A 14270-nucleotide genomic window follows, 5' to 3' on the forward strand; every position below is an offset into this window, starting at 1 on the left:
TATTGTTTTGAAAATCTCAACACAGTCACGTTGTTTTATCGCCGTTGCCGCTTTGCTTGGGGCAACGGCGGTTATGTTTGGAGCCTATGCTAGCCATGGTTTATCTACATGGGCTAACCCTGAACAAATATCACAAGTAAAATTAGCTGCACAGTATCAATTGTTTCATGCCTTAGCGTTACTAATGACTACCATACTAAGTTCACTCTTAGTCAGTCGTTTATTAACCTTAAGTCTATATTGCTTTAGTATCGGCACACTCTGTTTTAGTGGAAGCTTATACTATTGGGTGTTTTTTACTTCTAAATTGCTAGTATTAATCACTCCGTTAGGCGGCTTATTACTGATAGTGGCTTGGTTATCTATTGCTTTGGCAATGGTCTTCTCTTTAAGAAAATAAAGATTTACTGAACAGTAAATTGAGGTTTGTATGTTAGGTATTCTGTTATATTGTCGCCCCGGTTTTGAAAATGATTGTGCTAATGAGATCCAAGCAAAAGCCAGTGAGTTAGAAGTATTTGGGTATATTAAAACCCTAAAAAATAGTGGTTTCGTATTATACCATTGTTATGATCCGGCACAGGTTGAGTCTTTAGCTGAACAGATTAACTTTGCGCAACTCATTTTTGCTCGTCAAATGATTGTTGCTGTAGCAATGCTCGAAGATTTACCTGCAGAAGATAGAATTTCTCCAATTTTAGAAATAACACGTAATTTACCAATGGCAGGGGATGTCTATGTAGAGTGTCCGGAAGGAGATGAAACTAAACCTTTATTGACTTTTTGTCGTAAGTTCACCGTGCCTTTTAGACAAGCATTGAAAAAGAATAATAACTTAACCAATAAAGAAAACCCTAAACGTCGTCGTACGCATGTTTGTTTTATGGATTATGAAACAGCCTATGTTGGGTATTCTTTACCAAATAATCGCAGCGAATTGCATATGGGGATCACACGTCTACGTTTCCCTAATGAAGCACCAAGTCGTTCGACATTAAAACTCGATGAAGCTTTTCAAACCTTTTTAACTAAGGAAGAGCAAGAAGCGCGTGCTCATTCAGGCCTAAAAGCGGTTGACCTTGGAGCTTGTCCAGGTGGTTGGACTTACCAATTAGTAAGACGGGGTATGTTTGTTAGTTGTGTCGATAATGGTGCGATGGCAGATAGTCTTATGGAAACAGGGCAAGTAACCCATTACATGGAAGATGGCTTTAAATTTGAACCTGAACGTAAGAATATTCATTGGTTAGTTTGTGACATGATTGAGAAACCAAAACGTGTTGCCAAGCTAATGGCTAAATGGTTAATCGAAGGTTGGTGTAAAGAGGCTATTTTTAACCTTAAATTACCGATGAAGCAACGTTATCAAGAGGCAACAGAGGATCTTAAAATCTTAACGGATATGATTGTAGAAGCTGGCTTCAATTATGAACTTCAAGCAAAACATTTATATCATGACCGAGAAGAGATTACTGTTCATGTTCGTTTAATTGATAAAGTATATGGTCCAATCTAAGTTGTAATGATTTATTAAGACTAATAAAGGCATTTACCTTTATTAGTCTGATCACTCCATCCATCACTTGTCTACTGTAAATATAACGATGCTAAATATAAATATGTAGGAGCTTTAAGTTTATACATATAAAAATCTACTCCAGCGATACTTTCTAAATCCATTTCCCTTAATGCCACACCTTGTTTTATCTCCTCTAATGGGAGATCAATTTGGTTATATCCTGGTTTGATCTGTAATACTTTATCAAACCTGTCTTGGGGATTGGGTTTACCTTTATTGTACTGTTTATCCGTTATGATCAGGGTAACTGGTAAGGCTTGGTCATAAGGGTTATAGAAATCAAAGCTGAGTTGATTGAAGTGATGCCAATTACCTTTAAAATAACGTAGAGCGACTCCGCTGTATTTACGTTCCACAAAAGTAATCTTCATCATGTTATTTGTTGCTTCAGGCAACTGTTCAGGAGTTACTAATGATAGGGTTTGATCTGCTTTCCAGCGTGTTAAGGCAATCTCGTTATCAAAAGCTGCTAGTTTGGGATATTCGACTTGCATCTTAATTTCATCATAAGCAGTAGTGATTGAAGGTAATAAGAAATATCCCAACAAAATGAAATAGCCTGCCTTAAAAAACCAACGCACTGAGTGACGAGTGAATATAATTAAGCTTAGTAAGACACCAATGTAATTCATGAACAGATCATTGAGCTCTCTAGAGCGTCCAAAGAAAGGTTGTATCAGTTCAATTGTTGCTCCTAAACCAAAACAGCACAATGTTAATAAACACCATTGTTTGATAAGAGATGCATTTCTAATATTGGGTTGGTAAAGGATTAATAATGCTGTCCAGAAAGCAAAAACAGTGACATGACCAAGAGGCCAGATAACATAAATGACTCTTTCAGAAATCAAGTCGCCTACATCAACAAATAGCAAGGATATAAAACACAGTGAAATAATTAATAGTATCGTTTTCTTGAGCATTACGTTTCTCATTTAACATGATAATTCGGTAGATTTTATACCAATAAAACTAATTAATAGTTTTCGTTAATTTTCGACAGATGATTAACGAAGTTATTCTAGAAGGGTGATTTCTCCTATACCAAACGGAGATAGATTATTTAATTAGTAACATCAGTTTATAATAATTAGATTAATAAGTGATCAAAAATTTAAGAGGAATTATTTGTGGGGAAAAATAAGGAGGTAAATACCTAATTCAAAAGTATAATATAGAAATATTCGCAGTGCTTAACGGTTGATACTTGCTCAAACACTGCGAATTAAAGTTGTTAAACTTATTGGCTGTAACCATCTAAGAAATGTGCAATTTTGTTGATCGCTGTAGTCATTTCATCAACACGAGGTAAACACACAATACGGAAATGATCAGGCTTATGCCAGTTAAAGCCAGTACCTTGTACAATGAGGATCTTTTCTTCAATCAGTAAGTCCATTGCAAAACGTTGATCATCTTTAATGTTAAAGCGTTTTTGATCTAATTTAGGGAACAGGTATAACGCTCCTTGTGGCTTGTTACAACTGATACCTGGAATATCATTTAATAGTTTCCAAGCAGTTTGTGTTTGATCATATAAACGTCCACCTGGCACTGTTAGTTCGTTGATGCTTTGATATCCTCCCAGTGATGTTTGAATAGCATGTTGCACAGGCACATTGGCACATAGTCGCATACTAGCTAAGATTTCAATGCCTGAAATATAATCACGGGCTTGCTTTTTGGCACCGCTGATCATCATCCAACCTACTCGGAAGCCACATACTCGGTAGGCTTTTGAAAGCCCATCAAAAGTAACAATTAAAATATCATCAGCTAGCGTTGCTAATGGTATATGTACTGCATCGTCGTAGACGATCTTCGAGTATATTTCATCGGAGAAAACAATTAAGTTATGTTGTCGTGCTAACTCGACGATTTGCTCTAATAATTCTTTACTGTAAACGGCACCAGTAGGGTTGTTTGGATTGATTAAAACAATGCCTTTAGTACGTGAAGTGATTTTAGATTTAATATCATCGATATCAGGGAACCAATTAGACTCTTCATCACAGATGTAATGCACTGCTTTGCCGCCTGATAGATTTGCTGCTGCTGTCCATAATGGGTAATCTGGTGCAGGTACTAAAATTTCATCACCATTATTTAACAGGCTTTGCATCGCCATTACAATCAACTCACTCACACCATTACCTATGTAGATATCATCGGTATCTAAAGATAATAAACCTTTACCTTGATAATGTTGCATGACTGCTTTACGTGCAGAAAATAACCCTTTGCTATCACAATACCCTTGGCTTTTAGGCAAGTTCTTGATCACGTCCATTAATACTTCTTCTGGGGCTTCAAAGCCGAATGAGGCGGGATTACCTATGTTCAATTTAAGAATACGTTGGCCTTCTTCTTCCAGCTTATTTGCTTGTTTTAATACTGGACCACGAATGTCATAGCAGACATTATCTAATTTATTTGAACGAACAATAGAATACATTTAAACCCCTTAACCCCTAATTTTATGCTTGATACAGCGTGCTAAAGTACCTTATATGTTTAACATAGTGAAGATGATTTACTCAAAATCATGATGTTATTCTTTAATAATTAATTAAATTCAATTAAATTAACATTAATATGAATAAAATTAACTTGTATGGAATAATCATCTATTTCGGCTGGTAAGGTAATTATGATTGAATTTAAACACTTAAAAACATTATCAACACTAAATAAAGCAGGAAGTTTAGTAGAAGCAGCTAAGCAATTGCATTTAACTCAGTCTGCCTTATCTCACCAACTAAAGGAGTTGGAACAACGTTTAGATTGCTCTTTGTTTATTCGTAAATCTCGACCAATACGCTTTACCATTGCAGGGCTTAGAATATTAGAGTTAGCTGAGCAAGTTTTACCTCAAGTGCGACAAGCTGAGCGCGACCTATCTCGTTTCTCATCGGGTGATGCTGGCCGTTTACATATGGCCATTGAATGCCATTCATGCTTTCAATGGTTAATGCCTGCGATTGATAAATTTCGAGACAGCTGGCCTGAAGTTGAACTGGATTTCTCAAGTGGTTTTAGCTTTTTACCTTTACCTGCTTTAAAACGTGGCAATCTAGATTTGGTGGTCACATCGGATCCCCAATCTATTGAGGGAATTTGTTATATTCCACTATTTAGTTATCAATCAATGTTAGCCTTGAGCCGACATCATCCGTTAGCGAGTAAAACCTTTATTGATGCTGAAGATCTACAAGAAGAAACATTGATCACTTATCCGGTTGAAAAAGAGCGTTTAGATGTCTTTAACGGATTTTTAATGCCTGAAGGTGTGATGCCCGCAAAAATACGCCAAGTTGAGATGACATTAATGATGTTGCAGTTGGTGGCGAGTGGACGAGGTGTTGCTGCTTTACCAAATTGGGCGTTATTTGAGTATTTGCAAAAGGATTATGTGGTTGCTCGTCGACTAGGTAAAGAGGGCGTTTGGAAAACCTTATATGCAGCAGTACGAGAAGATCAAAAGTCACTCGCCTTCATTGAAGATTTTATCGGCACTGCTGTAGAAAGTTGCTTTAGCAATTTAAATGGGATCAAAACCGCAGTCCCTCTTTCTTCAAAAATATCACTTAAAGACAGTTAATTGTTTCCGCTATTTAGGTGTCATTAATCCACCATGATAAGTAATAAACACCATTGCAGAATTGAAATAAACAGGCACAATAAAAATTTAACCAATAATGAAAGAGTAATCGATATGAGTTGTTGTGATGTACCCGGTTTAATGCCTTTAGCCGAGGCCATAGATAGAATGCAAATAACGCTAAGTAATGTGTGTGGGTCAATGACATTACCGTTATCTGACGCATTAGGTTATACCTTGAGTCAGGATATTATTTCACAACAGAATGTACCTCCATTTAATAACTCAGCGATGGATGGATATGCACTAGATCGCCATGACTTAGCGGCTTGTTCATCGGAGAATCCAATTACATTAAAACAAGTAGGCAAATCCTTTGCAGGTGTTCCTTTTACCGGTGATATACAACCAGGGCAGTGCATTAGGATTATGACTGGGGCTGTCCTGCCTGAATCATTAAACTGTATTGTAATGCAAGAGCAAACTCAAGCTGAGGGGGATAACATCATATTTGTTGAAACCCCTAAGCTACATAGTAATGTACGTTTTGCAGGTGAAGATTTAAGCGTAGGTCAAACTGTACTTAAACAAGGACATAAATTGACCCCTCGAGATATTCCTTTGTTAGCTTCTTTAGGTATCGATACGTTACCTGTTTATCGTCAACTTAAAGTAGCTGTTTTATCATCGGGTGACGAACTAAGACCTTTAGGTTCTAAGTTAGAACAAGGTGAGATTTACGATAGCAATAGATATAGTATTATAGGGCTTCTATCGCGTTTAAATGTCGAAGTGATTGATTTTGGCATTATTAAAGACGACTATAGAGAGATAAAAGAAACGCTTATTAAAGCAGATCAGCAAGCTGATGTTGTGATCACTAGTGGTGGGGTTTCCGTTGGAGAGGCTGATTTCATTAAAGAAGTACTAAATGAAATAGGTGAAATTGGTTTTTGGAAACTTGCTATTAAGCCGGGAAAACCTTTTGCATTTGGTAAGCTTCAAAACAGTGTCTTTTTTGGGTTGCCAGGAAATCCCGTTTCCGCTATCGTGACACTATACCAATTAGCAGTGCCAGCAATGGCGAAAATGAGCGGTGAGCTAGTAAAACCAGCATTACGCTTGAATGCAGTATGTAACGATGCATTGCGCAAAGCACCTGGAAGAACAGATTTTCAACGTGGTAACTACTCTGTTAATGAACAGGGGCAGCTAGTTGTTACAACCACTGGAAATCAAGGTTCTGGTGTATTTAGCTCAATGAGTCAGTCAAATTGCTTTATTGTTCTGGAACAAGACAGAGGCAATATTGCAAAAGGTGAAACGGTAGAGATTGAACCGTATAGCCATTTAATGGATTAATGGGTAAGCAAAGTCGCTTAAACAGAATATTTATATAATAAACAAGAAAACTAGAAATTAACTATTAGGCACAACGGTGTGCTCAGGATATATTATGATTAAAACAGATGATTTGAAAATTACAGCGATTAAAGAACTATTACCCCCTATTGCTTTACTAGAAAAATTTCCAGCGACAGATTCAGTCAGCCAAACAGTCGCTGATTCTCGCACTGCAATCAGTAACATATTAAGCAACAAAGATGATCGCGTATTAGTGATTATCGGTCCTTGTTCAATTCACGATACAGAAGCTGCACTTGTCTATGCTGACAAATTAGTCGCATTACGTGAAAAATATAAAGATACATTAGAAGTAGTTATGCGTGTGTACTTTGAAAAACCGCGTACAACCGTTGGTTGGAAAGGGTTAATTAATGACCCTGAGTTAAACGGTACATTCAACATTAATAAAGGTCTGCGTACAGCTCGTAAACTTTTATTAGATATTAATTCAAAAGGCCTACCAGCGGCGACTGAGTTCCTAGATATGATCACGCCACAGTATATTGCTGACTTAATGTCTTGGGGCGCAATTGGCGCGCGTACCACGGAATCACAAGTTCACCGTGAATTAGCTTCTGGTCTATCTTGTCCAGTTGGCTTCAAAAACGGTACTGACGGTACTATTAAAGTAGCAGTAGATGCGATTGGTGCGGCTAACGCTTCTCATCATTTCTTATCTGTTAATAAATTTGGCCACAGTGCGATTGTTGAAACGGCAGGTAACCCTGATTGTCATATCATTTTACGTGGCGGTAAAGAGCCTAACTACAGTGCTAAGCATGTGGCTGCGATTAAAACTGATCTTAAAAAATCAGGTCTTGCTGAAACATTAATGATCGATTTCAGCCACGCCAACTCTGAAAAGAAATTTGAAAACCAAATGAAAGTACTTGATGACGTATGCGGTCAAATTGCTGGTGGTGATAAAGCTATTTCAGGTGTGATGGTTGAAAGTCATTTAGTGGAAGGTCGCCAAGATCTATGTGAAGGTGTTGCTCCAACATACGGTCAAAGCATTACTGATGCGTGTATTGGTTGGGATGCAACTGAAACATTACTTGCACAATTATCTGAAGCAGTGGCAACGCGTCGCGGTTAAGCTTAACTGAACTTCAGTTTAGAAAAAGCACTGTGTAAACGGTGCTTTTTTTTGTCTTATTAACATGCTGTAAGATGTGGATTAACTAAAATAATGACAGTAAATAAAAAGCCGATAATGGTATTAGGTTGCACCAGTGATGCAGGAAAGTCGCTGATTGTGACAGCCATTTGTCGTTTATTAACAAATCGTGGTATCAATGTTGCTCCTTTTAAAGCGCAAAATATGAGTAATAACGCAGCGATCACTGAAGATGGGGCTGAAATTGGTCGTGCGCAATACCTTCAAGCGATTGCTGCTAAAACTACACCTTCAGTACTGATGAATCCTGTTTTATTAAAGCCTAGCGCAGAAACCTATAGCCAGGTAATCATTAATGGCAAAGTCGATACTGCTATATCGAATATGCCTTGGATGGCGAGAAAAAAATTAATTTGGCCTAAAGTGTTAACGGCGTTAACCGAGCTCCAAGCACACTATGAGCAAGTGGTGATTGAAGGTGCTGGCAGCCCTGCGGAAATAAACCTTCGTGAAGGGGACATTGTTAATATGAGTGTCGCTTTAGCATGCCAAGCTGATGTTTACCTCGTGTCTGATATCGATAGAGGCGGCTCCTTTGCCCATTTATTAGGAACTTGGGCTTGTTTAGCAGAAGAAGAGCAAAAACTCATTAAAGGTTTTGTATTAAATAAATTCCGTGGTGATCCTAGTTTATTAGGTAATGCGATGGATTGGTTAGAAGAAAAAACCGGTATACCAACGGTTGCTAACTTACCTTATCATCGTCATCACTTGCCAGAAGAAGATAGTTTTAGATTAGGCACAACATGGCAATATGGTGCTATTAATGTTGCACTTATTTATTATCCCTACGCCTCTAATATGGATGAGTTTGATGCACTTACCTATCAAGATGATATTAATTTAGTTCCGGTCCAGAAACATCAAGACTTATCAGTGTTTGATGCAATTATTTTACCAGGCAGTAAAAATAGTGGTAAAAGTTTAGGTTTTTTACGGGAAGTAGGTTTAGACAGTGAAATCATTAAATTTAGTCAATCAGGTAAATTAACCTTAGGTATATGCGGTGGCTTGCAAATACTTGGTTGTCAGATCAATGATCCATTATCGCTAGAAGATGGTGATAAGAAGGGATTAGGTGTAATCAATTTAAGTACTACTTTGGCACACAATAAAGCCACAAAACAACGTAAATTAGCTTGGTTAGGTCAAACAATAGACGCTTATGAAATTCATCATGGTGAAAGTGTGCTATTAAATGATAGTGTTACGCCTTTTATTGATGCGGATATAGGTTGGCAACAAGCAAATATCTATACTTCTTATCTGCATGGTTTATTTGATAATGCTGTTTTTTATAACTGGTTTATGGAGCAACTCGGCGTTGCGCAAAATGGCATCAATTGGAAAACACATATTGATAAAGAATTAGATAGATTGGCAGATATGTTTGAACAACATGGTTGGTTATAACGTGTTAAAAGATTTTAAATAAAGGAGGGATGCTTGTTTCGTAATCATAAAAATTACTCAATTTATTTATTTTTATTGAGTTCATTTGTCAGTATTCCTATGTGTGCGGCAGAAAGTGCCTTGGACTCTATTGAAGAGTCTTTTGCTATTTCAACACTCATGTCTGACAGTGAAGCGCTAACATTTGGTTTTACTAACTTTGATATCGAATCAGATGATCCTGGTTTTGGTGATGAAGACTCGTCAAATTATAAAAATAGCCTAAATGTATTCGTTATTCCTTACACCTGGGATTTAGAGCCTAAGAGCGAAGCTTGGGACCATGCCATTACTGTTCGTGCCTTTTACATTAATACCGAAAGTGATAGTGAAATTTATGCAGGTGTTGACGATACTGCTAAACAAGAGACTATGGGGATCTATGGTAATTATTCGCAGTTTTATCATGTGACTGATAACTGGTACGTAACGTCCGCGTTAGGGTTCCATCTTACTTATTACAACAACGACTATGATTATGGCGATGGTTTTCCTGAAGATGCTATTGATGAATTAGATGGCAATACCCTAAATATTAGCGCGTGGGCAGTAATTACTGAGCCTGAAGTAGGGATCGGTTATGAGCGAGATGAAGAGTGGGGAACCTGGAGAGCACATAATAAAACCAATTACATATACGGTCAAAGTTTTGCAGGTACCATTAATGATAAATATAGTGTCAACCCTGAAGGTTGGCGTATCACTAATGGTGTCGAGTTTACTGTTGGAGTACCTGAATTATGGGGCGTAAACGATTTTTTAACCATCGACTTTAGAAGAATTGATCTGTTTGGCGACTTAGAGGCGATGGCTGATGATGGGTATTATTATGAAACGAGTGTCGGCTGGGTGATTGATACTAATAATCAAATTCCATTTTTAGATAATATCGGGATTGGTGTATCAGTAAATTATGGCAGTTCAATCAGTGGCGCAACTGTCGTACTTTATTGGAATGAATAAAGTACGACACTAGGTACTAGGGGTTTAATCTATTAATTATCCAATCTTGTCCTGATTTAGTGTAAGTGAAGCGGTCGTGTAAACGATCTGCTTTACCTTGCCAAAACTCAATTTTTTCAGGAATGACTCGATATCCTCCCCAAAAATCTGGTAAAGGCACTGTTTGACCTGCAAATTTCTCTTCGTAATACTTCACACTATCAACTAAAGTTTGTCTTTCATCTAAGACTTGGCTTTGTTTTGATGCCCAAGCACCAATTTGACTCCCTCGTCCACGAGAATGAAAATACGCTTCAGATTCAGCATGACTAACACGTTCGATTTTACCTTCGATACGTACTTGTCGTTGTAGAATATTCCAGTGAAATAATAGTGCAGCAAATGGATTCTCTTCCAATTCGCCAGCTTTACGGCTACCGTAGTTGGTAAAAAATACAAATCCCTCCTGGTCGACTTCTTTTAATAGCACCATACGTGATGAGGGGCGTCCTTCTACTGTACAAGTTGATACAGACATAGATTCAGGTAACACTACACCAGTATCTTCAGCTTCCTTTAACCAAGTGTTAAAGAATTGAATTGGATCTTTGGTGGTGATTAGTGCTTTATTTTCGATTAATACACCTTGACCTAAGGTGAATGCACAACGAAGTTTGCTCAGTAATGACATGGTTTATCTTTATTAGTTAGATTGAACATAAAGGGAAGTGTATAATTTGTATTTAGCCTTGTCGATCATATTGTTTTATGAGATTTTTATTACATGTTACACGTATCAAAAACTGAATTTTCTAGTGAAGATCTTATCCAAATCTTTAATGACCAGTTCTACCAACAATACAACACCAAGTTAGTATTAGGTGGAGATGAGCCAGTCTATTTACCCGCTAACAGTCGTTGCTCACACCATCAAATTGTTTTTGCACATGGTTACTTTTCAAGTGCATTACACGAAATTTCACATTGGCTAGTGGCTGGCGAGCAAAGACGACAACAACTTGATTATGGTTATTGGTATGAGCCTGATGGACGAGATGAGCAGCGACAAGTTGAGTTTGAAAAAGTAGAAGTATTACCACAAGCTATTGAATGGTTACTGACAGCAAGTTGTGGTGCACATTTTGATGTCAGTAGTGATAACCTGAGTGGTATTGTAATTAATCGTTTGGGTTTTAAGCAAAAAGTGTATCAGAAAGTCTTAACATTATTAGATAATGGCGTATCTGAGCGTACGCAGAAATTGATGCAAGCTTTACAGAATGCCTATCAAACGCCTACGCTGAAAATTGACGACTTTGCATACCAAGGTATGTATCAATTAGTTGATTAACTTTAACAGTAGAGAACAACACATGAAAAAAATTTTGATTGTATGCTTAGGTAATATATGTCGATCACCAACTGCTGAAGCCGTGTTGAGAACTAAATCTGTTAATCAGGGAATTAATTTACAGGTCGATTCTGCTGGTACGATTAATTATCATCAGGGGAATAAACCTGACACTAGGGCAATAGCAGCCGGTGAGAAACGTGGATACTCATTTTCTGGGATCAGCTCTAGAGGTGTAATAGCAGAGGATTTTTCTGAGTTTGATTACATTCTTGCAGCTGATCAAGAAAATAAACAAGATTTACTTAAGCGCTGTCCAGCACAATACCAATATAAAATAGACTTGTTTCTAGCATTTGCTGGTCTAGGTGAGCAGGTGATTCCTGACCCTTATTATGGTGGCGACCAAGGCTTTGAATTAGTATTAGATTTATTAGAAAAAGCCAGTGAAAACATATTAGTTAAAATAGGTTCAGATTAAGATGGAAAATAAAATATATCATCACCCAGTACAAATCTATTATGAAGATACAGATCATTCTGGTGTGGTATATCACCCAAATTTTTTAAAGTATTTTGAACGTGCTAGAGAGCACGTTATTGATAGTCAGCGCTTGGACAAGTTATGGAAAGAACAAGGTTTAGGTTTTGCAGTATATAAAGCGAATATGACTTTTCAAGATGGTGTTGAGTTTTCAGAAATCTGCGATATTCGTACCAGCTTTGTGATCGATGGAAAGTATAAAACTATTTGGCGACAGGAAGTATGGCGCCCTAATTCAACGAGGCCTGCAGTAATTGGTGATATAGAGATGGTTTGTTTAGACAAAAATAAGCAATTACAACCCATGCCTGAAGATATCATTAGTTTATTAGCAAGTTGATTTATGCATGTTTATTTTATTATTAATATTCGTTCCGTGTAATATTAACTAAGGAATAAAGCTGCTTTTTTAGTTAGTTTAAATCTCATTTTTCTGCGCACCAAATTGGTTTAATCAACCTCAACTGTTGTGAATAACTGAGAAATGTTATATCACACTCAGATTGCCATAAAATAAGTTAGCCACACTTGCAAATATGTTACTAATAAGTCATTTTATTATGACTTTTGAAGAGGGAATCTTATGTATTATGCACAAAATGAAAAACGTTCATTCCATCGTATGGAGATAAATCTACCGATAGAGATCCATAAAGGTGGTTTTTCTTATCAAGGGACGTGTAATGATTTGAGTAGTACAGGAATGCGTATTACTTTTAATGATACTGGTTTATGTACAGATGATCATGTTGAGATCTTGTTAGATACAAAGGATAACCGGTTTCTACCTTTGCATGCTGTAGCTAAATTACTACGTGTTACTGAGGGTGAGCAAGGCGGCTTTTCTGCGGCAGTCGAATTTGTTGAATTAAAATAAGTGACAGATTAAAAATCTGTATGGATGCATCACTAATATGATGCATAAACAAAGACTATCCTCTATCGTTTAGGTACCGGTATCAATTGAGCCGCATCTAAATAACATATTTTTTGTAGTGTTTTTGTTGCTCTGCATAAAGCAAATGATTGTTGTTGAAATTGGTCATGGAAACAATACCAAGGTTGTTCGATATTTAATGGGTAATGCTCATTAAAACAGACTTGGATATTTTGTTTATTATCTTTATCGTCATACAAAAAATAAAATGAGTCTAAACCTAACTTAATGCCTACCCCTGTCGCTTTAACAAATGCTTCTTTTAACGTCCATGTTTTAAAGAAGGATGCATTTTGAGCTTGCCCTTGTTTAGCCATTAACATCGCATGTTCTTGCGTTGAAAAATACCTTCTAGTAATGGGTTCAATGCTGACCTTACGTGTCGGATTTTCAATATCACAACCAACCTCATCTTTAACAGAAACAGCCATAATAATTAAATCCTCATTATGGCTTAGGTTAAATTGAAGCTGTGTAGAGTTCTTTAATAAACCAGGTTTTCCATGTTTATTACGGGAAAATTGGTGGGCCTGGGCAGGGATGTTGATATATTGACTTAATACTAGTCGGCACATTGCTCGTGATACCAGTGATGTTTTTTGTGCGCTACTACTTTTAAATGTTGCGATCCTGGTTTGTTCTTCATCTGTAATCAAAGATTTGAGGTATTTTAACTCTGAATCATTTAATTGCTTTGGTGAAATTGACCACAGATCGATATGATCATGCTGTAACTGTGAAAAGGATGAAGGCGTTGAATTCACTATTTTCCCTATCTTTTATTTATCCTAATGAAAGTCGGTTTACTCGGTATTACTAAGTAGTAGTTTGGTTTGCTAAAAACTAAAAAAGATAGCTTAGCTATCTTTTTTCATTGTTTTTGAATTCAAAAATAACGCGTATTTGCTAACTATTTAGTCGCATCTGGACGTCTAAATGAATTGATTTGTTTGTTCACTTCACGACGCTCTTTTGATAATTCTGCACCAGTGATAATGTGATCATCAACACGATCTTCATAATCAGATTGCATGTTTTTAATAATATTAACGATATCTTCATGAGTCATCGCTGGTGTAATGTACTCAAGTAAGTTGGTTAATAGGTCGACACGTTTACGGTTATCACGGATTTTTTTCTCGTTATCAATGATTTCACGTTTTAACTTGTTTTTACGACGCGTGTTTTTTACTAATTCAAGAACTGTACTCATTTATCACACCTTTTGATTGATAGTCTTACTTACTTTAAACCAACAATGAACTGCTTTGAACATT

At 36.9% G+C, this 14270-nt stretch carries 16 protein-coding genes; 11 read left to right on the forward strand and 5 right to left on the reverse strand.

Going from position 1 to position 14270, the window contains the following annotated elements:
* The first annotated feature begins 7 nt into the window (after positions 1-7).
* Both OW492_RS01365 and rlmM read left to right on the forward strand, forming a co-directional pair.
* Complete coding sequence (locus OW492_RS01365) at positions 8-400, forward strand: DUF423 domain-containing protein (RefSeq protein WP_290037915.1); 393 nt, start codon at positions 8-10, stop codon at positions 398-400.
* Between the two features lie 30 nt (positions 401-430).
* The gene (rlmM, locus tag OW492_RS01370; protein ID WP_290037916.1) at positions 431-1516 is read left to right on the forward strand and encodes a 23S rRNA (cytidine(2498)-2'-O)-methyltransferase RlmM; all 1086 of its coding nucleotides are present in this window, start codon (positions 431-433) and stop codon (positions 1514-1516) included.
* A gap of 71 nt (positions 1517-1587) precedes the next feature.
* On the opposite strand, the gene OW492_RS01375 is transcribed toward rlmM, so the two are convergent.
* Together OW492_RS01375 and OW492_RS01380 are read right to left on the reverse strand one after the other, a co-directional pair.
* Positions 1588-2502: a hypothetical protein gene (locus OW492_RS01375; protein WP_290037917.1), complete on the reverse strand. Its 915-nt coding sequence runs from the start codon at positions 2500-2502 to the stop codon at positions 1588-1590.
* Positions 2503-2819: 317 nt separating this feature from the next.
* Complete coding sequence (locus tag OW492_RS01380; RefSeq protein ID WP_290037919.1) at positions 2820-4034, reverse strand: pyridoxal phosphate-dependent aminotransferase; 1215 nt, start codon at positions 4032-4034, stop codon at positions 2820-2822.
* Between the two features lie 195 nt (positions 4035-4229).
* Between OW492_RS01380 and OW492_RS01385 the strand changes: the two genes are divergently transcribed.
* From OW492_RS01385 to OW492_RS01405, 5 genes are all read left to right on the forward strand, one after another.
* A complete protein-coding gene (locus tag OW492_RS01385; RefSeq protein ID WP_290037921.1) occupies positions 4230-5180 on the forward strand; it encodes a LysR family transcriptional regulator in 951 nt (316 codons plus the stop codon).
* A 114-nt stretch (positions 5181-5294) separates the two neighbouring features.
* Positions 5295-6542, forward strand: a complete 1248-nt coding sequence (gene moeA, locus OW492_RS01390) for a molybdopterin molybdotransferase MoeA (RefSeq protein WP_290037923.1) — start codon at positions 5295-5297, stop codon at positions 6540-6542.
* Between the two features lie 91 nt (positions 6543-6633).
* The gene (aroG, locus tag OW492_RS01395) at positions 6634-7686 is read left to right on the forward strand and encodes a 3-deoxy-7-phosphoheptulonate synthase AroG (RefSeq protein ID WP_290038326.1); all 1053 of its coding nucleotides are present in this window, start codon (positions 6634-6636) and stop codon (positions 7684-7686) included.
* A gap of 93 nt (positions 7687-7779) precedes the next feature.
* Positions 7780-9180 carry a cobyric acid synthase gene (locus OW492_RS01400; RefSeq protein ID WP_290037924.1) on the forward strand — a complete coding sequence of 467 codons (1401 nt, stop codon included), beginning with the start codon at positions 7780-7782 and terminating at the stop codon, positions 9178-9180.
* Between the two features lie 33 nt (positions 9181-9213).
* Positions 9214-10182 (forward strand): Solitary outer membrane autotransporter beta-barrel domain, encoded by a 969-nt coding sequence (locus tag OW492_RS01405; protein WP_290037927.1) that lies wholly within the window; start codon positions 9214-9216, stop codon positions 10180-10182.
* A gap of 16 nt (positions 10183-10198) precedes the next feature.
* Here OW492_RS01405 and pdxH read toward each other — a convergent pair whose 3' ends face one another.
* On the reverse strand, positions 10199-10852 hold the full coding sequence (gene pdxH, locus OW492_RS01410) for a pyridoxamine 5'-phosphate oxidase (protein WP_290037929.1): 654 nt from the start codon (positions 10850-10852) through the stop codon (positions 10199-10201).
* Between the two features lie 93 nt (positions 10853-10945).
* Here pdxH and OW492_RS01415 point away from each other — a divergent pair, with 93 nt between their 5' ends.
* The 4 genes from OW492_RS01415 to OW492_RS01430 all read left to right on the forward strand — a co-directional run bounded on the left by OW492_RS01415 (position 10946) and on the right by OW492_RS01430 (position 12933).
* On the forward strand, positions 10946-11512 hold the full coding sequence (locus tag OW492_RS01415; RefSeq protein WP_290037931.1) for an elongation factor P hydroxylase: 567 nt from the start codon (positions 10946-10948) through the stop codon (positions 11510-11512).
* A 22-nt stretch (positions 11513-11534) separates the two neighbouring features.
* Positions 11535-11993: a low molecular weight protein-tyrosine-phosphatase gene (locus OW492_RS01420; RefSeq protein ID WP_290037932.1), complete on the forward strand. Its 459-nt coding sequence runs from the start codon at positions 11535-11537 to the stop codon at positions 11991-11993.
* 1 nt (position 11994) lies between these two features.
* On the forward strand, positions 11995-12396 hold the full coding sequence (locus OW492_RS01425; protein WP_290037935.1) for a thioesterase family protein: 402 nt from the start codon (positions 11995-11997) through the stop codon (positions 12394-12396).
* 243 nt (positions 12397-12639) lie between these two features.
* On the forward strand, positions 12640-12933 hold the full coding sequence (locus OW492_RS01430) for a PilZ domain-containing protein (RefSeq protein ID WP_290037937.1): 294 nt from the start codon (positions 12640-12642) through the stop codon (positions 12931-12933).
* Between the two features lie 62 nt (positions 12934-12995).
* Here OW492_RS01430 and OW492_RS01435 read toward each other — a convergent pair whose 3' ends face one another.
* Both OW492_RS01435 and OW492_RS01440 read right to left on the reverse strand, forming a co-directional pair.
* Positions 12996-13757 carry a 4'-phosphopantetheinyl transferase superfamily protein gene (locus tag OW492_RS01435; protein ID WP_290037939.1) on the reverse strand — a complete coding sequence of 254 codons (762 nt, stop codon included), beginning with the start codon at positions 13755-13757 and terminating at the stop codon, positions 12996-12998.
* Between the two features lie 146 nt (positions 13758-13903).
* Positions 13904-14206: a DUF496 family protein gene (locus OW492_RS01440; RefSeq protein ID WP_290037941.1), complete on the reverse strand. Its 303-nt coding sequence runs from the start codon at positions 14204-14206 to the stop codon at positions 13904-13906.
* Between the last annotated feature and the right edge of the window lie 64 nt (positions 14207-14270).

The sequence above is a fragment of the Psychromonas sp. 14N.309.X.WAT.B.A12 genome (assembly GCF_030397575.1).
In the GTDB taxonomy this organism is placed as follows: domain Bacteria; phylum Pseudomonadota; class Gammaproteobacteria; order Enterobacterales; family Psychromonadaceae; genus Psychromonas.